This is a genomic window from Streptomyces sp. NPDC040405, assembly GCF_055595765.1.
Window position 1 is genome coordinate 746726 of sequence record NZ_JBVIVI010000003.1, and the last position, 21839, is coordinate 768564.

Here is a 21839-nt window from a genome sequence, read left to right on the forward strand (position 1 = left end):
GGAGCATGGATGCCATGGATGACATGGATCTCATTCCGCGCGGCCCGGCCGACGACGACCCCAACCCGCTGAACCGGCTCTCCCTCGGTCAACTGCGGCTCCGGACCAGTATGAAGTGGCGCACCTACCCGGACGACGTGCTGCCGCTGTGGGTGGCCGAGATGGACGTAACCCTCGCCGAGCCGGTGGCGCGGGCGGTCACGGACGCGATCGCGCTCGGCGACACCGGCTACCCGGTCGGTACGGCGTACGCCGAGGCGCTGGCGGGCTTCGCCCGGGAGCGCTGGGGCTGGGCCGGGCTCGCCGTGGAGCGCACGGCGATCGTGCCCGATGTGATGCTGGGCGTCGTCGAGGCGCTCAAGCTGACCAGCGGTCCGGGAGACGCGGTGGTGGTCAACTGTCCGGTCTATCCGCCCTTCTACCCCTTCGTGGAGCACCTGGACCGCCGGGTCGTGGAGGCGCCGCTGGGCGCGGACCTGCGGCTCGACCTCGCCGCGCTGGAGGACGCCTTCCGGCGCGCCGTCGCGGGCGGCCGACGGGCCGTCCATCTGCTGTGCAGCCCGCACAATCCGACCGGAACGGTGCACACCGCCGAGGAACTGGCCGCCGTCGCCGCGCTCGCCGACCGCCATGGCGTACGGGTCGTGGCCGACGAGATCCACGCACCCCTGGTGGCCCCCGGGACCGCCTTCACCCCGTATCTGAGCGTCCCCGGCGCGGAGAGCGGACTGTCGCTGATGTCGGCCTCCAAGGGATGGAACCTCGCCGGGCTCAAGGCGGCGCTGCTCATCGCGGGCCCCGCGGCCGCCGAGGACCTGGCGCGCCTCCCCGAAGAGGTCGGCCACGGCCCGAGCCATATCGGCGTCATCGCTCACACCGCCGCGCTGCGCGAGGGCGTGGACTGGCTGGACGCGCTCCTCAAGGGCCTCGACGACAACCGCGAGCTGCTCGCCGGACTGCTGGCCCGCGAGCTGCCCGGGGTCCGCTACCGGCCGGGCCCGGCGACCTTCCTCGCCTGGCTCGACTGCCGGCCCCTCGGGCTGGGCGACGACCCCGCCGCCGTCTTCCTCGACCGCGGCCGGGTGGCCCTCAACTCCGGACTGCCCTTCGGCACGGGCGGGGCGGGCCATGTCCGGCTCAACCTGGCCACGTCGCCGCGGTTGCTCGCCGAGGCGGTACGGCGGATGGCGGCCGCCCTCGCCTGAAGCCCTCCGCCTGAAGCCCTCGCCAAAAGCCCTCCGCCCGACGCACGCCCGGACCGGCCGTCAGCACCACGTGCGGGACGGCCGGTCCGGGGAACCCGTCGGCGTCAGCCGGTCAGGTCGGTGATCCACCAGGCCGCGGCGCTGCCCGGCAGCGTCCCGGGCGGGCAGGAGGTGCTGGCCAGAATGGGCGCTCCGGTGACCGGGGCCGGGACCGGGTGGTCGCTGAAGTTGATCGCGCACACCAGCCCGTCGCCGCGCATGAACGCCAGCACCTCCGGCGGCGACTCCATCCACACCAGCGGGCCCTCGCCCATCTGCGGAAGGCTGCGCCGCAGATACAGCCCCTCGCGGTACAGATGCCAGAACGAGTCGGTATCGGCCAGGGCCCGGTCGGTGGCGTGTTCGGCGAACCACTCGGGCTGCGGCAGCCACGGCTGGGCCACCGCCTCGCCGGTCGTGAAGCCGAACGGCGAGGCATGCCCCGACCACGGCAGCGGCACCCGGCAGCCGTCGCGGATGTGCTGACGGCTGCCGGTACGGCGGAAGATGGGGTCGGTCAGCACCTCGTCCGGCAGGTCGACCACCTCGGGCAGGCCCAGCTCCTCGCCCTGGTAGACGTACGCGGCACCGGGCAGGGCCAGCATCAGCAGGGCGGCGGCCCGGGCCCGGGCCGGGCCGAGGCACGACACCTCGCCGGTCGCGGGCTCGCCCGCGTACCGGGTCACGGTGCGGACCTGGTCGTGGTTGTTGAGCACCCAGGTGACGGTGGAGCCGGTGTCGGCGATGTCACGCATCGCCTCGCTGATCACCTTGCGGAAGATGTCCGGGTTCCAGGGCGCGGTGAGCAGATGGAAGAAGAAGGCCTGGTGGAGTTCGTCGGAACGCACGTACTTGGCCTGCTCCAGCGGCGTCTGCACGGAGACCTCGCCCACCAGCAGCCGGTCGTTTCCGTCGCGGGCCGTGTACTCGTCGCAGATGGCCCGCCAGCGGCGCCACTCCTCGTGGATCTCCGGCTGGTTCCAGGCAAGGGGGTTGACGGAGTCGCGGGTGCGTTCGTCGATGGTGGGGTCGTCGGAGTCGGGCAGGTCGGGGTGCTTGAACAGACCCGCCGCGACATCGATACGGAACCCGTCGACGCCCCGGTCGAGCCAGAACCGCAGCACCTCGTGGAAGTGCTCGCCGACCGACGGCTCGCGCCAGTTGAGGTCGGGCTGTTCGGGGGTGAAGAGGTGGAGGTACCACTGGCCGGGGGTGCCGTCGGGTTCGGTGACCCGGCTCCAGGCCGGGCCGCCGAACATGGCGTGCCAGTTGTTGGGCGGCAGCTCGCCGTCCGCGCCGCGGCCGTCGGCGAAGTGGAAGCGCGCCCGGGCCGGTCCGCCGGGGCCTTCGGCCAGAGCGGCCCGGAACCAGGCGTGTTCGCTGGAGCAGTGGTTGGGGACGATGTCCATGAGGACCTTCAGCCCGAGCCGGTGGGCGTCGTGCACCAGCCGGTCGAACTCGTCCAGATCGCCGAAGATCGGGTCGACGCCGAGGTAGTCGGCCACGTCGTACCCGTGGTCGTGCTGCGGCGACGGATAGAACGGGCTGAGCCAGATCCCGTCCACGCCCAGCTTCTTGAGGTACGGCAGCCCCAGCCGGGCCCCGGCGAGGTCGCCGATGCCGTCTCCGGTGCTGTCGAGGAAGCTGCGGAGGTAGATCTGGTAGATCACCGCGTCGCGCCACCAGGCGTTCGGTGAGCCCTCCGTGCGGTGCGTGGAGGGGCGGGGCGCCGTGGTGGCGGAGTTGAGGCCCGTTGCCTCGCCACTCGCCGGTATCGTCGACCGGCGCTCATCCGGGGCTGTCATGCGTCCATCCCATTGCTGGTTCGTGCTGGCTTGCTGATGCGATTGCTGTCTGTGGAGTCGGCCGGGCAGGGGCGGTCCGGCGCCAGGCGGCAGGTCGTCGCGGGTCGGCGCGATAGCCGGTACGTGTGGCGCGGCGCGGTCGGCGCTCTTCAGGTCCCCGGGCCGGTGCTCAGATGCCGCGCGGGGCGGGGGCCTTGTCGTGGAAGGCCGGGCGCCCGGGGGTCGTATGGCTGACGGTGGTGGTGCTGAGGGCCCGGCGGCCGGGAGCTTTACGGCTCGGGGCCGGGCGGCCGGGTGTCGCGGCCGGGGCGGGGGCGGCGTACGGTCCCCCGGCGAGCATGCGGTGCCTCTGACTGCTCACGGACAGGCCCTCTCGTGCGGCACATCACCGTTGATGTATCGATAAAGCACAGTGTCATAGGATGGGGGTGAGCGGCAAGCGATCACGAGAAGCCGGAGCAAACCGGGAGAGCGGATGGCGACGCTGAAGGATGTGGCCCGCACGGCGGGCGTCTCGGTGATGAGCGTCTCCAACGTCCTCAACGACACCGGCCGCTTCTCCGCCACCATGCGCGAACGCGTGCTCCAGGCCGCGGAGGAGGTCGGTTACGCGGGCCCCGACCCGGCCGCCGCGTCGCTCCGGCGCGGCCGCACCGGCACCGTCGGGGTCGTGCTGCCGCTTCCGCTGGAGACGGCCTTCGCCGATCCGGCCGCCACCGCCTTCCTGGAGGGCGTGGCCCGCGAGTTCCAGCGGCGCCGCACCACCATGACCCTGCTCGCCCTGCCGCCCGCCGTCGGACCGCTCGCCCGGCACGCCACCGCTCCCGTCCAGCAGGTGGCCGACGCCCCGCTCGCGGCGCTGGAGAAGGCGGTGATCGACGCCGCGCTGCTGTACAGCGTGGAGGAGGACCACCCCGGTCTCGACATCCTGGTCAAGCGCGAACTTCCGGTGCTGGCCGTGGACTCGCCCGGCCATGACACCGGCCGGGACCGCTTCGGCGACGCCTGGGCGGGATTCGTCACCGTCGACGACTTCGGCGGCGCCCGGCGCGCCGCCCGCCATCTGGTCGGCCTCGGCCACCGGCGGGCCGTGATCCTGGTCGACAGGCTCGCCGTGCAGCCACGGCTCGGCCCGGCCACCTGGCCCCAGGCGCTCGCCACCACCAGCGCGATCCTGCGCCGTCGGCTGCTGGGCTACCGCGACGCCTGGGCCGAGGCGGGGCTGCCGTTCACGGATCTCACCGTCATCGAATGCGGCAGGAACGACATCGCGGCGATCCGCACGGCCGTCCACACCCTGCTCACCGCGCCGGGCCCGCGCCCCACCGCGCTGCTCGCCGTCTCCGACACCCTCGCGCTCGGCGCGTGCGCGGCCGTAAGGGACTACGGTCTCGCCGTGCCCGGTGACCTGGCCGTCATCGGCTACGACGACATTCCCGCGGCGGCCACCGCCGTCGTCCCCCTCACCACGGTCCATCAGCCCACCGTGGAGAAGGGCGAATCGGCGGCCCGGCTGCTCCTCGACCACACTGACCAGCACAGCGAGCACCGCTCCGACCATCGCGCCGACCACCGGTCCGACCAGGGCGCAGCCACCGTCCCGCCCGCCCCCGTGGCCGGGGCGGCGCCGCCGGAGCTGCCCACCCGTCTCGTCATCCGCGCCAGCACACCGGCCTGACCCGGGGAAACGTCTCCTCGACGCGCCGTACGTAGTCACCGAGGGCCCGCCGGGGGACCCATCCCCGCCCCCGGGCCCTGGCGGTGTCGAGGACGACGGTGTGCGCGAGCTGGTCCACCGCGTAGCGGGTCAGCACCGGCCGGGCGGTCGGGCGGCGGCGCGCGGCGGCCTCCAGCCCCCGGGCCGCCGCCATGGCGAGGGGGCGCGGCAGATGGCCGATGCGGACCTGTCGGCCGTGCGCGCGCAGCACCTCGCGTATCGCCCGGTCGCGGCGGTACGGGGCGGCGTCGGCGATGTTGTACGCGCCCGGCGGCCAGCCCGCGGCGGCGGCCACACAGGCGTCGGCGAGGTTTTCGACCGCCGTGAGGCTGAGCGTCACATCCGGCCCCGGCAGCAGCAGGAGCCCGCCGCGGATCCGCTCCAGCAGCCGGGGCACCAGATACGGGTCGCCCGCCCCGTACACGGCCCGTGGCCGCAGCACGACCGCACCGGCCGCCAGCGCCAGCCGTTCACCCGCCGCCTTCGTCCGGCCGTACGCGTTCAGCTGGCCGGAGACGGGATGGTCCTCGCCCACCAGGCGCCGGCCGGGCCGCGGGTCGTACACGCTGGCGCTGCTCACCCACACCACCGGACGTCCGCCCGCCGCCCGCAGCAGCCGGGCCGCGCCCTCGACATTGACGGCCCGCATCTCCTCCTCGGCCGCCGACCCCGCCACGGGATCCCCGACGGCCGCCGCGCAGTGCACCACCAGGTCCGCCCCGGTGAGATCGGGCACCTCCCGCGCGGCGTCCCACCGCACATGCCGCCCCACCGGCCCGCCGCGCCGCCCCACGCACAGCACCTCGGCCCCCGCGGCGGCGACCGCCCGCGCGATGTACGCGCCGCAGAAGCCGCTCGCCCCGGTGACGGCGACCCTGAGCCCGCCGAGGCCGGTCACGGGCGCCTCCGCGCGCGGACTGTCAGCTCCCGCCAGCCGGGGAGCGCGGCATGGCGGTCCGCGCGGGCGCGGACGACGGCCGGACGGTACGGGGACAGCGCGGCGAGCGTGTCCTGGAGCTGCGCCCGGGCCAGCGGCGCGCCCGGGCAGGCGTGCGGGCCCGCGCCGAAGACGAGTTGGGAGACGGCCGGTTCGACCGGGCAGCGGGCGTCGGGGCCCGCGCGATGGGCCCGTACGGCGTGCCGCGCGACCAGGAAGATCCGGTCGCCGCGCCGGACCGGCACCCCCGTCACGGTGGCATCGGCGGCGGCGACCCGCGGCAGGACGGGGGACGGGGCCACCACGCGCAGGAGTTCGGCCACCAGCGCCGGGCGGAGCCCGTCGTCCGCGGCGTCCTGCCACAGCCCGGCGTCGGCGCACCAGGCCGCCGCGCGGGGGAGCGCGGCGACCGTGGTGGTGACGGCGGCGGTGGCCAGCATCGCGCGCAGCGCACCGTCGTCCCGCCCCTCGGCGGCCAGCAGGACCTGAAGACGCCGCGCCGCTGCCGTCGCGCCGCCCTCGCGCCCGGGGCGCCGCGGGCCCGGCAGATGGTCCCGTACGGCCGCCGCCGCGGCGCCCGCGGCGGCCGACGCCACGGCCCGCGGATCCGCGTCGAGGCCCAGCAGCGCGCACACCGTGGCCCCCGCCACTTCGCGCGCCACCGCCACCAGATCCACCGTGCCGCCGGGCTCCGTGAGCGGGCCGAGCCGCCGGTCGAGAACGGCGCGCCACACCGGGCGCAGCCGCTCCACCCCGGCCGCACCGAGGCCGTCGGCGAGCCCCCGCCGCGTCGCGCGGTGGCCGCCGCCCTCCTGGTCGAACAGCAGCCCCCGCGCCCCGGGCCCGGACAGCGCGGCGCGCGCCGCGCCACCGGTCGAGCCCTCGGCCGTACGGTCCAGCGGGACCCGGGTGAGTACGTGCCGACAGGCGTCGGCGTCGTGGACCAGGACCGTGGAGCCGAGACGCACGGCCGGGCGGGCGCGGGTGGCGGCGAGCACGGCGAGGAGAACCGGGTGCGCCGCCCGGTAGACGCGACCGTCCCGGCGGCGGGCCCGCCGGTAGGCCCGTTTCGACGGAGACATGCCCGGTGGCGTCATGCCCGGCGGAGTCATGACGGGCTGTCCGACCGGCGGGCGCCCCGGGTGCCGTCCGCCCGGCGGCGTGGCCGGCGGCGGCGTACGGGGCCGGGCGCGGCATGGCCGTCCCACTGGGCCGCCGCCAGCCGGACCGCCTCCGCGCGGTCCGGTTTGCGGGAGCGGCCGGTGAGCGGGATGTCGGTGAGGAGCACCGCGTCGGGGCGGGCGGAGCCCATCCGCTCCAGCGGTCCGGCCAGCAGGGCGCGCACCCGGCGCGGGTCGGCGCCGGGGCTCGGCTGGACGAGCGCCACGAGCCGTTCGTCCCCTTCGCCGTCCGGGACGCCGACGAGGAGGGCCAGTTCGACGCCGGGGACGTGCAGCGACGGCTCGTACAGCCCCGGGTAGATGTTCTCGGCACCGCGCAGCACCATGTTCTTCAGCCGCCCCTCCAGAACGATCCGGCCGCCCTCCCAGCGGGCCCGGTCGCCGGTCCGCACCCAGGGGTCGGGAGCCTCGCCCAGATAGCGGTGGCGCGCGGCGGGCCCGGACAGCAGCAGTTCGCCCTGTCCCGGGGCCATGCCGTCGACCCGGGCCCGGACCCCCGGCAGCGGTGCCCCGGCCAGATCGCCGGTCCCGCCGAAGGCCGCCTTCTCGGCCGCTTCGACGACGGCGGCCGGGAACAGTTCGGTGAGCGCGTACACCCCCCACGCCTCGTCCGCCCCCGCCCGCTTGACCCGGGCCAGCAGCTCCGCCCCGGCCGGTGCCGAGCCGGTCCAGACCCGGCCGGTGAAGCGGGCCGAGGCGGCGAGCGCGGCCCGCAGCTGCGGCGGCGTCAGATAGGTGGCCTGCGGGGCCAGCCGGCCGAGCTGCCGGGCCAGGACGCGCGGCGCGCGGGCGGGCAGCGCGACCGGGGCGCCCCGCGCCAGCGAGGGCAGCAGTACGAAGAAGGTGCCGCCGAGCACGGGCGTGTCCGGCCGGGGCTGGACCAGTTCGGCCACCGACCGCATCCCGGCGGCGAGCCCGGCCCGGGAGTGCACCACGGCCCGCGGCCGGGACGTCGTACCGGAGGTGAAGACGATGACCGCGTCCGCCGCGGCGTCGTCGCCCTCGGTGGGCAGCGCCACCCGCGACGCGGACAGGTCCAGCGGCGGCGCGCACCCCGGCAGCCGCCGCCCCAGCGTGGCCACCGGCCCGAGCGTGGCGAGATCGGGCAGCGCGAGCCGGGCCCGCCGGGCCAGCGGGCGGGCCCACCCCGCCACGGCCTGCGCCGCGGCGTCGGCGAGGACGAGGGCGGGCCGGGCCAGCGCGAGCCGGGCGCTGAGCACATCGGGGCCCACGGACGGGTCCAGGACGGCGGCCCGCAGCCCCAGCCGGTGGGCGGCGAGCATCGCGGCGAGCGCCCGCGGCCCGGGCCGTATCGCCAGGCCCACCGTGTCCCCGGCGATCAGGCCATGGGCCCGCAGCCCGGCCGTGTACGCCTCGGCGAGGTCCGCCACCTCCCCGCGGGTGGCGTGCACCCGGGGCGCGCCCGTGCGGGTGCAGCCCAGGACGGCGGGGCGGTGCGGATGGGTCCGCAGCGTGTGTGTGAGACGGTCGAGCATCAGCGCGGGTCCTCCCCGTGGTGCCCGCTGCCCTTGTCGAGGTACCAGCGGGCGGTGCCGACGACGCCGTAGGCGCGCAGCCGTCGCGTGGAGTTCTCCACGATCATCCCTTCGCAGCGGGCGATGGCGGTGGTGTGGCGGCGCACCCGGTTCAGGAACGCCCGGTCGGTGGGGGAGGGGCGCCGCGGCATGCCACCGGCGGCGAGGTACAGCCCGGCGGTGATGGCCATGTTGTTGCCCGCGTGCATCCGGTACGGCGTCAGATACCCGTGCGCCCTGCGGTGCGCGGGCCGCAGCCGCCCGAAGAGGGCCGCGAGGAACACCAGGGCGCGGAAGGCGGCCCGGCCGAGCGGCCCGTGCTCGTCGCGGCGTGCGGTGAGCGCGCCGCAGGCCATGCCCCGTTCGGTGGCCCCCAGCGCGGCCCGCGCGGCGGCCGTCCAGCCGGGCCGGGGCAGACAGTCGGCGTCGGTGCGGGCGATGATCTCGGCGCCGTGCCCGATCGCGTACCGGAACCCGGTGTCCACGGCGCAGCCCACGCCCTTCGCCGGCTCCGTCAGCAGCAGGACGGGGAAGGCGGCGCGCCGGGCGAAGCGGCGGACGATGTCCGCGGTGGCGTCGGTGGAGGCGTTGTCGACGACCAGCAGGGTGAAGTCGCGGTCGTGCTGTGCGGCGAGCGCGGCGAGCGTGGCGCCGATCCGGGCGGCCTCCTGATGGGCCGGAACCACGACCCACATCCGGGTCATGACGCCTCCCATACGAGCGTCATGACGCTGACGCCGCCCCCGAGACCGACGAACAGCACCCGGTCGCCCGGCGTCAGCCGCCCGTGCACCCGGTCCAGCTGCACCCCGAGCGACGCGCTGGCCACATTGCCCAACTCGCCGACGGTGACGACGAGCTTGTCCCGGGGCACCCCGGTCATCTCGATGAACCGCTCCAGATACGGCACCGTCACCTGGTGGACGAGCACCCGCGCGAAGTCCCGCCACTCCAGACCGGTCCGGTGCCGCATCCGGTCCAGGACGGACACGCCCACCTTCTCGAACACGGTGCGCAGCTGGGCGCCGTCGCCGTGGAAGTACGTCTGCTCCTCGTCGCGCGGATGCCGGGAGCCACCGCCGAAGATGCCACCGGCGGCCCAGTGTTCGGAGTGGGTCCGGCTGTCCACGTCGAGGATGCCGCCGCGGTCCACTGGCTCGATCACCACCGCCGCACCCGCGTCGCCGAAGGTGTAACCGGCGAAGGCGTCCCGGAACGCGGCAGGGCCTCTGGGGGCGCGGCGCACGGCCCGGCTCGGGGTCTCGCCGGTGACCACCAGCGCCCGGGTGGCACGCCCGGCGAGGATCATCGCGCGTGCCATGTCGATGCCGTTGACGAAGCTGTTGCAGGCGTTGGTGACGTCCAGCGCATGGGCCCGGGAGCCGAGTGCGGCCTGCACCACGTGTGCGGTGGCGGGTTCGGCCATGTCGCGGGTCGCGGAGGCGAAGAGCAGCAGGTCGATGTCGAGCGGGTCGAGCCCGGCGCGGTCCAGGGCCCGCCGGGCGGCGCCGATCGCGAGCGTCGAGGCGTACTCCCCGTCCGCCGCGATCCGCCGCGCGCCGATTCCCGTCGCCCGTTCGAACACCCCTCGCGGCAGCGGAAGTCCGCTGCCGCGTGCCACCTCACCGCGCAGCTCCTCGGAGGAGAGCCGCCGCCGCGGCAGCCAGGAGCCGACGGAGGTGATCCCCACCCGAGGGAGACGTGCGGGCATGGCCGGTGAACTGGGCATGGGGTCAGCATCATCGGCGTGACCGGCGGCGACATGAGTACGCGTACTCAAAAGCCGCCCCCGGGACCGGGGCGTTCGGCGCGCGCGGGACGGTCCCCGTTGATCCCGATTGATCCCCGCAGATTCCCGTACAACCATCCTGGGACTCCACATGTCTCCTAGACGACGCAAAAAGCGTTCTAGGGTTACAAGGGGGAAATATGAAGATTTCGCGCTATGTTGCCGCGACCGCGGTCCTGGCGTCCGCCGTCGCGGGCACCGTGGTCCTGGCCCCGTCCGCCTCGGCGGCGGTCAAGGCTTCGTACAACGGGGCCTGCGGCAGCGGGTACAAGGTGGTGAACTCGGCGCCGATCGGCACCCAGGGCACCGTCTTCCTGACGTACAACTCCGCCAAGGGCAAGAACTGTGTGGTCACCGTCCGGAACACGGCGGGGGCGGCGAAGAACATGTTCGCGTACCTCTACGTCAACGGCACGGACCAGGGGCAGGAGGACAGCGGCCTGTACAAGTCCTACGCCGGTCCCATCTACGACTACGGGCGCGGCAAGTGCGTTGACTGGGCCGGGGGCATCGACAACCAGTCGACCTGGACCTACGGGTCGAACTGCGCGTCCCTCACGCAGCACCGGGTGACCAAGGGCTGGTAGTCCGCACAGCCCTGCTCACGCATCACCACCCGACGGGTCGCCGCCGCTGCCACTCAGCGGCGGCGACGCCGTGTCACGAACACCCCGGCGGCCGTCAGTACCGCGGCGGCCGAACCGCCCGCGACCAGCGGCATCGCGGCGCCGCCGTCGCCGGTCTCCTCGGCGCGTTCGGCGGGGTCAGTGCGGTCGGCGCGCGCCGGTGCGTCGCTCTTCTTCGCCCCGGCGGAGAGCACGATGTCCGAGCAGGAGTAATACGTGTCCGCGGTGCTGGAGTTGCGCCAGATCGTGTACAGGAGCTGACGGCCACTACGGTCCGACGGCAGCTTCGCCTTGAGATGGTACGCGCCGTCGGTCAGCGCCGGGTCCTTCACCTTCGCGAACGGTTTGGCGTCGAGATCGGACCACTTCAGCGGCCGCGTCGGATCGTAGCCCCGCTTGGTCAGATACAGCTCGAAGGTCCCCGTATGCGGAATCGTGGAGCTGTAGTCGAGCGTGAGATCGGCGCCGGGAGCGAGCCGCGTCGAGGGCCAGTCCGCACGCGGCAGGTCCAGCCCCCGGTATCCGTCGAGGCCCGCGCTGCACAGCTTTCCGTCCGGGATCCGCTGCCGGTCCCGTCCGTTCACATCGGCGATGCGCAGGTTGTCCCACTCCTCGAACGCCGCGCCCCCGGCCGCCTTCGCCGCCTGGCAGGCCGCCGACCGCGCCTCCCGCCCGCCCTCCGGCGAGCAGGCCACCGTACGGCTGACCGGATCCACCGGTGCCCCATGGGCCAGGGCGGGGCCCGCGGCCACCGCGGTGAGCAGCAGCGAGGCGGTTCCGGCGAAGGCGGCCGAGGCGGCGAGGCGATACGCGGTCATGCCGGGGAGTACGGGCGGGAGGGGCGGTGCGTTCAACGGCCGCCGGTGGTGGGTTACTTCCCCAGCGTGCGCGCGAAGAGCCCCAGCAGCTCCCGCCAGTGCCGGTCCTCCGCCGCGGCGTCGTACATGGCGGTGTCGACCTGGGTGAACCCGTGGTGGGCGCCCTCGTACACCTCGCTGCCGTAGCGCACCCCGGCCGCGTCCATCGCCTGCTCCAGCACGGCGATCTGGTCCGCCGGGATCGACGGGTCCTGGTCGGCGTGGCCGAAGTACAGCTCCGCCGACACCCGGTCGACGAGCCGGTGCGGGCTGTCCGGGGCGTCCGTCACCAGATGGCCGCCGTGGAAGCTGGCCGCGGCCGCGACCCGCTCGGGCAGGGCCGCCGCGGTGCGTACCGCCAGCACCCCGCCCATGCAGTAGCCGACGCTGCCCACGGGGCCGTCTGCCACCAGGGGAGAGGCGGCCAGCCAGTCGAGGTACGCACCGGCGTCCCGCATCGCCACCTCGGGCGTGTGCGCCCGCATCAGCGGGCCGAGCTTCTCGAAGATGTCCGACCGCTGCGAGGGGTCGATGAACTCCGGCAGATCCACCACGGGCGCCCGCCCGGCGCGGTAGAGGACGTTGGGCACCAGCACGGTGTAGCCGTGCCCGGCGAGGCGCTTCGCCGCCTCCTCGACCGAGGCGCGCAGCCCGAAGGCGTCGGGGTACAGCAGGACGCCGGGATGCGGATTCCCGTCGTCGGGATGGGCCAGGTAGGCGTCGGCAACCCCGTCGGGGGTGGGGATGTCCAGGGAGGTGCCGTGCGCGGAAGCCATTGCCGCACCTTTCTCTCTCGTCGTCCGCACCGGCCACCACAGTCGGCGCGGCCCCACCGTACCGCCGTGCTCCCGGCGCGCCGCGGACCGGCTCCGGCGGCCCGGCGGAGATGACACCGAGGGGATCTGACGGCGACGGCGGCGAAGGGAATTGTCCGAAGACACCGACCAGGCGGTATGCCGATGATGCAATAGCGGTGGAGCCCTGGACCCTGAGCGGACCGGGCCTCATGATGCCGCGTTGAGCGGCACATCGCACGTCAAAGGTGGAGGAACGTCATGCACCCAGTCACCGGCTCCCGCGCCGTCGGCCCCGCCGCCGGTCGCTCCGCCAGCCGACTGTCTGCCGACAGGGCCCGGGCGCTGCCCCGGATGCCCGCCGCCCGCCCGCCCATACGCTCGCGGGCCGACCCCGAGGCCATCGCGCTGCTGCACCGGACCGCCCGCGTCCTCATCGACGAACTGCCCCGGCTGACCGACGAGGTGGTCGCCCTGATGCAGGAGCGGGAACCCGTCTACCGCGCCGCGGCCATCGATCCGCACGAGCTGTGGCGGGATGTCAACGACTCGCTGTCCAACAACGTCCGCTCCCTGCTGTACCCGAAGGAGACCCGGGAACCGGCCCGCTCCGTCTCCTGGCGGATCGGCGCCGACCGCGCGGCCCAGGGCCTGCCGCTGGACGCGCTGCTGCACGGCTTCCGCATCGGGTGCACCGTCGTCTGGGACGAACTGGTCGAGACCGCCTCGCGCGAGGACCCGGTGGGCGCCCGGGGGCTGGTGCATGTGGCGACCGACGTCTGGAACTTCGTCGACGAGCACTGCACGCTCGTCTCCGAGGCGTACCACGAGGTCGGACGGCAGCTCGCCTGGCACCGCGAGAACCGGTTCCGGATCATCATCGAGGCGCTGCTGGAGGGCACCGCCCGGGTGAGCGACTTTCCCGAGGCGGAGGAGGTGCTGGGCCTGCCCGAGCAGGGGCGTTACGCCGTCGTCGCGCTCGACCACCAGGGCTCCGGCCCCGGCGTGCCGCGCCCGCCGGAGATCGAGGGCGGTGGCCGCACGGTGTGGCACACGGGCGAGTCCACCGCCTACGCGATCGTCCTCCTGGGGGACGTCCACCCCCAGGAGGTGGCGCGGGAGCTCACCGTCCCGCCCGGCGCCCGCGCCGGAGTCAGCCCCGCCGTCACCGGCCTGGCCTCCGTGAACGTCGCCCGCCTGCTCGCCGATACGGCGCTGCGGGCATGCCCCGCCGCGGGCCGGGCGGCGCTGCTGGAGGAGCACTACCCGGAGGCCCTGGTGGTGTCCTCTCCGGACCTGGCCACCGCGCTCGCCGACCGCATGCTCGGCCCGGTCCTGGCGCTCGAAGCCGCCGACCGGGACGTGCTGCTGACGACCCTGACGGCCTGGCTGGAGGCCGACGGCTCGGCGCGCGAGGCGGGACGGGCGCTGTTCTGCCACCGCAACACCGTGCTCAACCGGCTGCGCCGCTACGAGCAGCTGACGGGGCGTACGCTGCACCGCCCGCGCGACGTCGTCGAGTTGTCGCTCGCCCTCGCGGCGTACGGGCTGCTGTCCCTCTGAGGTCGCTCCGGCCGGAGCCGTGGGGCTGCGGTATGGACCTTTGCGGCCGGGAACGCCGGTAGCGGCCCCTCGCGGCCACGAAGAGTGTGGGCGTGCACAACGGCCGTCAGTGGATCATGTGCTTCTGCCACGCGGTCTCCCGACGGGCTGTACGGCGGTCCCGGTGAGCTGCTGTCGTGGCGGTCCCGTCCCACCCGTACCGGACGGATCCGCCACGAGGAGCACGACATGTCCGATCACGCATGGGGGCAGGCCACACAGCCGCGCCCGGTGCGCACCGCCGAGGTCATGCCACCGCGGCCGCCGGAGGCGATGGGCCCGCCCCCCGGCCCGCACCCCGACTCCCGTCCGCACCCCGACTCCCGCCCCGACCACCGCGGGGAGCGCCGTGCGCGGCGCTCGCCGTGGCGGCGGCCGTGGCCATGGACCGCGCGGGCCGCCTGCGCCGCGCTGGCCTGTCATCTGGCCGCCGTGGTGGTCAACTGCACCGCGGGCGGAGGGATCGGCATCGGGGCGGGCGGCGGTTTCACGGTGGGCGCCCTGCTGGTGGGCGCCGACGCGGCGGTCCTGGTCACCGTCCTGGTACGGGCCGAACGGCGGGCCCCCGCCGAGGACGCCCAGGAGAGAGAGCGATGAGCGGCGACTTCGAGCCGAGAACCCTGGCGTTCGTGCTGTTCGCCTGCTTCGTCGCCGTGTCGTTCCTGCTGTGCATCCTGGCGGCCACCGACAGCGACGACCCGTCCGAGTTCTACGTCGGCACCGGTGCGCTCGGCCCGATGCAGAACGGCCTGGCCATCGCGGGCGACTACATCTCGGCCGCCACCGTCCTCAGCACCACCGGCACCATCGCCATCGCCGGATTCGACGGTGTCCTCATCACCATGTCCACCGTGGTGTCGATCCTGCTGTTCATGCTGCTGATGGCCGGGCCCCTGTGCGGGCGCGGCCGGTACACCCTGGGCGACGTGCTGTCCGAGCGGCTGAGCGAGCGCCCGGCCCGTATCGGCACCGCCGTTCTGGTGCTGGTGGTCACCATGCCGCTGCTCACCGTCCAGCTCAACGGCGCGGGCGACATGATGTCCCTGCTGATCGGCATCCCCGGCAGCGCGTCGGTCACCGGCTGCACCATCTTCATCGGCTCCCTCATGGTCTGCTACGCCGCCCTCGGCGGGATGAAGGGCACCGGTTTCATCCAGATCCTCAAGACCGTCATCCTGCTCGGCGCGTTCATCCTGCTCGCCGTGCTGGTTATCAAGCGTTTCGACTGGAACCCGGCGAGCCTCTTCGGCGCTGCGGCCGACAAGAGCGGCTACGGCGACGCCTTCTGGGAGTCCGGCCGCCAGTTCGGCGAGTCGGCAACCGGCAAGCTGGAGGTCATCAGCATCCAGCTCACGCTGGCCGTGGGCGCGGCCTGTCTGCCGCACATCACCATGCGGCTCCACCCGATCCGCGGCGCGCGGGCCGCCCGCGCCGCCACGACCTGGGCCGTCGGCGCGGTCGCCGTGCTGGGCGGGCTGATCGTCATCGTCGGCGCCGGTGCCACGGCCATCGTCGGCCTCCCGGCGCTGCGTGCCGCCGACCCCACCGGCACCAACTCCCTGCTGCTGCTCACCCGCGCGCTCGACCCGGGGGCCGAGGCGGCCCACCGCAGCCTGCTGTTCACCCTCGTCGCCTGCGCGGTCGTCATCACCACGCTCGCGGCCGTCGCGGGGCTCACCCTCGCCGCCGCGGCCTCCCTCGCCCATGACGTGCTGGCCAAGGTCATGCTCCCGGAACGGTTCTCCCCGGCCCGTGAACTGGCAGCGGCCCGCGCGGCGATCGTGGGCGTCGGCGTGGTGGCCGTCGCCCTCGCGATGGTGACTCAAGCCTGGAACCGGCAGATCCTGATCTCCTTCACCTTCACCGCCGCCGCCTCCGCGCTCCTCCCGGTCCTGCTGTACGGGACGATGTGGCGCGGCTTCACGGTGACCGGCATGCGCTGGGCGATGTACGGCGGCCTCGGCCTCACCCTCCTCACGATCGTCTTCTCCCCGGCGGTCTCGGGCGGCGCCCTCGCGGTCTTTCCCGACCGCGACTTCCACTGGTTCCCGCTGCGCAACCCGGGCCTGATCACCATCCCGACGGGCTTCCTGCTGGGCTGGGCAGGCTCCCGCTTCGGCGGCCGGCCGCACCTCGAGGACCCCTCGCCACCTGGAGAGCAGGGCGAGGATGCGAGGATTTCGCGCCATGGACGAACTCATAGATCTGCTACCGGTCGGGTGCGTGCGGCTCGACGCGAGGGCGGCGGACTGGCGTGAGGCGATAGCGGTCGCCGGCGGGCTCATGGTGGACGCGGGTTTCACCACCGCCGAGTACACCGCCGAGATGATCGCGAGCGTCGAGGAGAACGGGCCGTACATCGTCGTCGCCCCCGGCGTCGCGTTCGCCCACGCCCGGCCCTCTCCCGCCGTACGCACGACCGGCATGTCCTGGGTGCGCCTGGCCGAGCCCGTCGCGTTCGGCCACGAGACCAACGATCCGGTCACCCTGGTCGTGGCCCTCGCCGCCAAGGACTCCGGCGCGCACACCTCCGCGATGGCCGGCCTGGCCCGGCTGCTCGGCGACCCCGACGCCGCGGCCGCCCTCGCCGCGGCGCCCACCCCCGAAGCGCTGCGCGCCGTGCTGGGCGGCGACGGCGAACGGCCGGGCCCCGCCGCCGGGAAGCCACGGGCGGCCGGGCCCTCCCTGCACAAGATCCTCACGGTGTGCGGCAACGGCGTGGGCACCAGCCTCTTCCTCAAGAACACCCTGGAACAGGTCCTGGACCGCTGGGGGTGGTCGGCCTACGTCACCGTGGAGGCCACCGACACCATCTCCGCGAAGGGCAAGGCGTCCGAGGCCGTGGCCCTGCTCACCTCCCGCGAGATCGCCAGGACCCTGGGCGACGTGGGACGGCCGGTGAAGGTGATTCAGGACTTCACGAGCACCGCGGAGATCGACGCGGTGCTCCGGGACACGTACGACGTCTGACGACGGGAACAGTGGATCTATCATGGGCTGGCTGGTAACACCCGCGAAGTTTCTCGTCAACGAGATCCTGAGCGAACCCGCGTATCTGATCGGCATCATCACCGCCATCGGACTCATCGCGATGAAGAAGACCGCCGGGCAGATCATCGGCGGTGCCATCAAGGCGACCCTCGGATTTCTGCTCATCGGGGCGGGCGCGGGGTTGGTCACCAACTCCCTCGCCCCGCTGGGCACGATGATCCAGGGCGTCACGGGAGCGCACGGCGTCATCCCGACCAACGAGGCCATCGTCGGCATCGCCCAGGCGCAGTTCGGGTCGCGCGTCGCCTGGCTGATGATCCTGGGCTTCGTGGTCAGCCTGCTGCTGGCCCGGTTCACCCCGCTGCGCTATGTGTTCCTGACCGGACACCACATGCTGTTCATGGCTACGCTGCTGACCGTGGTGCTGGCCAACGCCGGTCAGTCCACCGTCGTCGTGGTGGTGGTCGGCGGGGTGCTGCTCGGCATCATGCTGGTGGCCATGCCCGCGTTCGCCCACCCGTGGACCAAGCGCGTCACGGGGAACGACACCGTCGCCATCGGCCACTTCGGCACCGCCGGTTACGTGGTGGCGGGCGCGGCCGGAAGGGTGGTCGGCAAGCGCAGCCGCAGCACCGAGGAGATGAAGCTCCCCGAGGGGCTGCGCTTCCTGCGCGACTCGATGGTGGCCACGGCCCTGTCCATGCTGCTCATCTACGTGGTGATGGCGGTGCTCTTCCTCGTCAAGGTCGGGCAGCGGACGGCGTTCAAGGCGTTCGCCACCGGCACCGGTACCGCGGCCACCGACACCGGCAACTATGTGATGCAGTCGGTGATGCAGGGCCTTCAGTTCGGCATCGCGGTCGCGGTCATCCTCTTCGGCGTGCGGACGATCCTCGGTGAACTCGTGCCCGCCTTCCAGGGCATCGCGAGCAAGGTCGTGCCGGGCGCGCTGCCCGCGCTGGACGCGCCGATCGTCTTCCCGTACGCGCAGAACGCCGTCCTCATCGGCTTCCTCTCCAGCTTCACCGGCGGTCTGGTCAGCCTTGCCCTGCTCACCTGGGTGTTCAACCCGGCGTTCGGCCTCGCGCTGGTCCTGCCGGGCCTGGTGCCGCACTTTTTCACCGGTGGCGCCGCGGGCGTCTACGGCAACGCGACCGGCGGTCGGCGCGGCGCCGTCGTGGGGGCGTTCCTCAACGGTGTGCTCATCACCTTCCTGCCCGCCCTGCTGCTCAAGGTGCTCGGCGCGTTCGGAAAGCAGAACACCACCTTCGGCGACGCCGACTTCGGCTGGTTCGGCGCGCTCATCGGCAACGCGGGCAAGGCCGGTGGCGGGGTGGGCCTCGCCCTCATCCTGCTGATCGGCCTGGCGGTCCTGGGCGCGGCCGTCCTGGTACAGAAGCGCGTGGTCGACACGGGCTGGGACCCGGGCGCCGCCCGCGACGCCCTGATGCCCAGGGACACGGCGGCCGGGGAGGCGACGGCGGCCGACGAGCCGGACGCCGGGGGCCGGAGCGGGGCGTATCCGAAGATCGCCCCGCCCGCGGGCGCCCCCGCACCCCCGCCACCGCCCCGCTGACGCGGGCCGTCTACCCGCCGACGTACTCCCGCAGATGGGTGGCGGTCAGCGACGTACCGGAGGCCACCAGACCGGCGGGCGTCCCGGTGAACACCACCCGGCCGCCGTCCTGGCCCGCCCCCGGGCCCAGGTCGACGATCCAGTCCGCGTGGGCCATCACCGCCTGGTGATGCTCGATGACGACGACCGTGTTGCCGTCGTCCACCAGCCGGTCGAGCAGCGCCAGCAACTGGTCCACATCGGCCAGATGCAGCCCGGTCGTCGGCTCGTCCAGCACATACGTCGTGCCGTTCTTCGCCATGTGGATGGCGAGCTTGAGCCGTTGCCGCTCACCGCCGGACAGGGTGGTGAGCGGCTGGCCGAGCCCCAGATAGCCGAGGCCCACCGCCATCAGCCGGTCGAGGACCACTCGCGCCAGTCCGGTGGTGAAGAACTCCCGCGCCTCGGCCACCGGCATGGCGAGCACCTCGCCGATGCTGCGCCCGCGCAGCCGGTACGCCAGCACCTCCGCCTTGAACCGCTTGCCCTCGCACTCCTCGCACACCGACGCCACCTCGGCCATCATCGCCAGATCGGTGTAGGTCAGGCCGATGCCCTTGCACCGGGGGCACGCGCCCTCCGAGTTGGCGCTGAACAGCCCCGGCTTCACCCCGTTGGCCTTGGCGAACGCCGACCGGACCGGGTCCAGCAGCCCCGTATAGGTGGCCGGGTTGCTGCGGCGTGAGCCACGGATCGCCGACTGGTCGGCGACGATCACCCCGTCCCGTCCGCCGAGCGAGCCATGGATCAGGGAACTCTTGCCGGACCCGGCGACCCCGGTGACGACGGTGAGCACCCCGAGGGGGATGTCGACATCGACGTCCCGCAGATTGTGCAGCCGGGCACCGGTGATCGGCAGTCGGCCGCGGGGCTCACGCACCTTGTCGCGCAGGCTCACCCGGTGGCCGAGATAGTCGCCCGTCAGAGTGCCGGAGGCGCGCAGCCCCGCCAGATCGCCCGCGTAGGCGATCTGCCCGCCCGCCGCACCGGCGCCGGGGCCCAGATCCACCACATGGTCGGCGATCCCGATCGTCTCCGGCTTGTGCTCCACCACCAGCACCGTGTTGCCCTTGTCGCGCAGCTGGAGCAGCAGGGCGTTCATGCGCCGGATGTCATGCGGATGCAAGCCCACGGTGGGCTCGTCGAAGACGTACGTCACATCCGTGAGACTCGAACCGAGGTGGCGGACCATCCGCACCCGCTGCGCCTCGCCACCGGAGAGCGTGCCGGACTCCCGGTCCAGGCTCAGATACCCGAGACCGATCTCCACCAGCGAGTCCAGCGTGCCGCGGAGGGTTTCCAGGACCGGCCCGACCGCGGGGTCCCGGATGCCCCGGACGAACGCGGCCAGGTCGCTGATCTGCATCGCCGCGCACTCCGGGAGGGTGCGCCCGTCGACCGCGCAGGTCCTGGCCGCCTCGTTCAGCCGGGAGCCGTCACAGTCGGGGCAGCGGGCGAGCGCGACCGCCCGGTCCGCGAACGCGCGCACCTGAGGCTGCATCGCCTCCCGGTCCTTGGCCAGGTAGAGGCGCCGGACCTTGGTGACCAGCCCCTCGTAGGTCAGATTGTTCTTCCCCACCTTGATCTTGGTGGCGGGCTTGTGCAGAAAGTCCTCCCACTGCCCGGGGGTGTAGTCCCTCAGCCGGGCATCGGGGTCGAAAAGGCCGGAGTGCGCAAAGAGCTGCCAGTACCACGTGTCCACCCCGAATCCGGGGACGCTGATCGCCCCCTCGTTCAACGACCGCTCCCGGTCCACCAGTTGGCCGACGTCGATCTCCGACACCCGGCCCAGGCCCTCACAGCGCGGGCACATGCCCTCGGCCGTGTTGAAGCTGAAGGCGAGCGGCGGACCCACCCGCGGGGTGCCGATCCGGCTGAACAGGATCCGCAGCATGGTGTGGGCGTCGGTGGCGGTGCCCACGGTGGAACGGGAGTTGGCACCCATCCGCTCTTGGTCGACGACGATCGCGGCGCTGAGGTTGCGCAGCGCGTCGACGTCCGGGCGGCCGAGCGTCGGCATGAAGTTCTGGACGAACGCTGTGTAGGTCTCGTTGATCAGACGCTGCGACTCCGCGGCGACCGTGTCGAAGACGAGCGAGGACTTGCCGGAGCCGGAGACTCCCGTGAAGACGGTGAGCCGCCGCTTGGGTATATCGAGGGAGACGTCCCGCAGATTGTTCTCCCTGGCCCCGCGGACCTGAATCACATCGTGGCCATCGGCGGCGTGGTGGTGCCGTACATGGTCCCTGTCACTGACATCCATGGCTTCAAGTGTTTCATTGAAGTGTCGCGTAGAGACTTTTCGTCCTCGCACGCCACGTCGTGGGGAAATCATCGCCGAAAACCCTCAACACGCCGTGAACACCATGCGGATAGGGTCACCCCATGAGCCGCCCCGAGACACCGCTGCGCCCCATCGACCTGGCCCGCTCGGCCGGAATCTCGACCCAGCAGATCCGCAACTACCTCGACGCGGGCGTCCTGCCCCCGGCGTCCCGCACCGCGGCCGGTTACCGCAGGCTCGACACCCGCCACCGCCGGGCGCTGGTCACCTACGACGCGCTCGTGCCGGGGTACGGACAGCAGACCGCCCGGGCGGTCATGCGGGCGGTGCACACCGGGGACGTACCGCTGGCGCTCAGCCTCGTCGACGCCGCCCATGCGGCCCTGCACCACCAGCGGCTGTCCTTGGCGGCAGCGGGCGAGGCGCTCGAAGCGGTCGCCGGGCAGACCCCCGAGACCCTGGACGTCCCGCGGGGCGGGCTGCGCATCGGCGATGTGGCCGCGTACCTCGGCGTCCGCACCTCCGCGCTCAGGGTGTGGGAGTCGGCCGGGCTGCTGGTCCCGAAGCGGGAGCGGGGCACCCGGTACCGCACCTTCGGCCCGGCCGACGTCCGGGACGCCCGGATGATCCACATGCTGCGGCAGGACCGCTATCCGCTGGACCGGATCCGGCCCGTCCTGGAGGAGCTGCGCCGTACGGGGAGCAGCGCCGCCCTGCGCGAGGTCATCGCCGAGCGCCGGGAGGGGCTGACCCGGCGCACCACCGCCATGCTCGAAGGCGCTGGTCGGCTGCACGGATATCTCACCGGAAAAGAGCATGCCGAGGAGCGATGAGTTTGCCGCACGGCGCCGGTCGATACAGG

At 73.4% G+C, this 21839-nt stretch carries 19 protein-coding genes; 9 read left to right on the plus strand and 10 right to left on the minus strand.

Going from position 1 to position 21839, the window contains the following annotated elements:
* Positions 1–23 precede the first annotated feature (23 nt).
* Entirely contained in the window at positions 24–1205 is a 1182-nt protein-coding gene (locus ACZ59A_RS16870) for a MalY/PatB family protein (RefSeq protein WP_470959694.1), read from the plus strand.
* A 104-nt stretch (positions 1206–1309) separates the two neighbouring features.
* Here the strand turns inward: ACZ59A_RS16870 and ACZ59A_RS16875 are convergent, their stop codons facing one another.
* The gene (locus tag ACZ59A_RS16875) at positions 1310–3049 is read right to left on the minus strand and encodes a glycoside hydrolase family 13 protein (protein WP_470959218.1); all 1740 of its coding nucleotides are present in this window, start codon (positions 3047–3049) and stop codon (positions 1310–1312) included.
* Between the two features lie 169 nt (positions 3050–3218).
* Entirely contained in the window at positions 3219–3410 is a 192-nt protein-coding gene (locus ACZ59A_RS16880; protein WP_470959221.1) for a hypothetical protein, read from the minus strand.
* A 114-nt stretch (positions 3411–3524) separates the two neighbouring features.
* Between ACZ59A_RS16880 and ACZ59A_RS16885 the strand changes: the two genes are divergently transcribed.
* Positions 3525–4727 carry a LacI family DNA-binding transcriptional regulator gene (locus ACZ59A_RS16885; protein ID WP_470959224.1) on the plus strand — a complete coding sequence of 401 codons (1203 nt, stop codon included), beginning with the start codon at positions 3525–3527 and terminating at the stop codon, positions 4725–4727.
* Here ACZ59A_RS16885 and ACZ59A_RS16890 read toward each other — a convergent pair.
* Genes ACZ59A_RS16890 through ACZ59A_RS16910 form a run of 5 tightly spaced genes read right to left on the minus strand, consistent with a single transcriptional unit; the run spans position 4702 to position 10148 of the window.
* Positions 4702–5664, minus strand: a complete 963-nt coding sequence (locus tag ACZ59A_RS16890) for an NAD-dependent epimerase/dehydratase family protein (RefSeq protein WP_470959227.1) — start codon at positions 5662–5664, stop codon at positions 4702–4704. The genes ACZ59A_RS16885 and ACZ59A_RS16890 overlap by 26 nt on opposite strands.
* Positions 5661–6785, minus strand: a complete 1125-nt coding sequence (locus ACZ59A_RS16895; protein WP_470959230.1) for a cytochrome P450 family protein — start codon at positions 6783–6785, stop codon at positions 5661–5663. The genes ACZ59A_RS16890 and ACZ59A_RS16895 overlap by 4 nt, the downstream gene beginning before the upstream one ends.
* 26 nt (positions 6786–6811) lie before the next feature.
* On the minus strand, positions 6812–8380 hold the full coding sequence (locus ACZ59A_RS16900) for a class I adenylate-forming enzyme family protein (RefSeq protein ID WP_470959233.1): 1569 nt from the start codon (positions 8378–8380) through the stop codon (positions 6812–6814).
* Positions 8380–9123, minus strand: coding sequence for a glycosyltransferase family A protein (locus ACZ59A_RS16905; RefSeq protein WP_470959236.1), 744 nt, complete (start codon positions 9121–9123; stop codon positions 8380–8382). Before ACZ59A_RS16905 ends, ACZ59A_RS16900 begins: the two co-directional genes overlap by 1 nt.
* Complete coding sequence (locus ACZ59A_RS16910; protein ID WP_470959239.1) at positions 9120–10148, minus strand: 3-oxoacyl-ACP synthase III family protein; 1029 nt, start codon at positions 10146–10148, stop codon at positions 9120–9122. Before ACZ59A_RS16910 ends, ACZ59A_RS16905 begins: the two co-directional genes overlap by 4 nt.
* A 200-nt stretch (positions 10149–10348) precedes the next feature.
* Here ACZ59A_RS16910 and ACZ59A_RS16915 point away from each other — a divergent pair, with 200 nt between their 5' ends.
* The gene (locus ACZ59A_RS16915) at positions 10349–10795 is read left to right on the plus strand and encodes a spore-associated protein A (RefSeq protein WP_468045553.1); all 447 of its coding nucleotides are present in this window, start codon (positions 10349–10351) and stop codon (positions 10793–10795) included.
* Positions 10796–10848: 53 nt separating this feature from the next.
* Here ACZ59A_RS16915 and ACZ59A_RS16920 read toward each other — a convergent pair whose 3' ends face one another.
* Positions 10849–11652, minus strand: coding sequence for a lytic polysaccharide monooxygenase auxiliary activity family 9 protein (locus ACZ59A_RS16920; RefSeq protein WP_470959242.1), 804 nt, complete (start codon positions 11650–11652; stop codon positions 10849–10851).
* Between the two features lie 53 nt (positions 11653–11705).
* On the minus strand, positions 11706–12467 hold the full coding sequence (locus ACZ59A_RS16925; RefSeq protein ID WP_470959245.1) for a dienelactone hydrolase family protein: 762 nt from the start codon (positions 12465–12467) through the stop codon (positions 11706–11708).
* 279 nt (positions 12468–12746) lie between these two features.
* Between ACZ59A_RS16925 and ACZ59A_RS16930 the strand changes: the two genes are divergently transcribed.
* The 5 genes from ACZ59A_RS16930 (at position 12747) to ACZ59A_RS16950 (ending at position 18654) form a co-directional block, all read left to right on the plus strand.
* Positions 12747–14048 (plus strand): PucR family transcriptional regulator, encoded by a 1302-nt coding sequence (locus tag ACZ59A_RS16930; RefSeq protein WP_470959248.1) that lies wholly within the window; start codon positions 12747–12749, stop codon positions 14046–14048.
* Positions 14049–14276: 228 nt separating this feature from the next.
* Positions 14277–14684 carry a hypothetical protein gene (locus tag ACZ59A_RS16935; protein WP_470959251.1) on the plus strand — a complete coding sequence of 136 codons (408 nt, stop codon included), beginning with the start codon at positions 14277–14279 and terminating at the stop codon, positions 14682–14684.
* The gene (locus tag ACZ59A_RS16940; protein ID WP_470959254.1) at positions 14681–16345 is read left to right on the plus strand and encodes a sodium/solute symporter; all 1665 of its coding nucleotides are present in this window, start codon (positions 14681–14683) and stop codon (positions 16343–16345) included. Before ACZ59A_RS16935 ends, ACZ59A_RS16940 begins: the two co-directional genes overlap by 4 nt.
* Positions 16275–17057 carry a PTS sugar transporter subunit IIAB gene (locus ACZ59A_RS16945; protein ID WP_470959257.1) on the plus strand — a complete coding sequence of 261 codons (783 nt, stop codon included), beginning with the start codon at positions 16275–16277 and terminating at the stop codon, positions 17055–17057. The genes ACZ59A_RS16940 and ACZ59A_RS16945 overlap by 71 nt, the downstream gene beginning before the upstream one ends.
* Before the next feature lie 22 nt (positions 17058–17079).
* Positions 17080–18654 carry a PTS ascorbate transporter subunit IIC gene (locus ACZ59A_RS16950; protein ID WP_468045567.1) on the plus strand — a complete coding sequence of 525 codons (1575 nt, stop codon included), beginning with the start codon at positions 17080–17082 and terminating at the stop codon, positions 18652–18654.
* Positions 18655–18664: 10 nt separating this feature from the next.
* Here the strand turns inward: ACZ59A_RS16950 and ACZ59A_RS16955 are convergent, their stop codons facing one another.
* Complete coding sequence (locus ACZ59A_RS16955) at positions 18665–20956, minus strand: ATP-binding cassette domain-containing protein (RefSeq protein WP_470959261.1); 2292 nt, start codon at positions 20954–20956, stop codon at positions 18665–18667.
* A 122-nt stretch (positions 20957–21078) separates the two neighbouring features.
* On the opposite strand from ACZ59A_RS16955, the gene ACZ59A_RS16960 reads away from it, so the two are divergent.
* On the plus strand, positions 21079–21810 hold the full coding sequence (locus ACZ59A_RS16960; protein ID WP_470959264.1) for a MerR family transcriptional regulator: 732 nt from the start codon (positions 21079–21081) through the stop codon (positions 21808–21810).
* Positions 21811–21839: the final 29 nt, after the last annotated feature.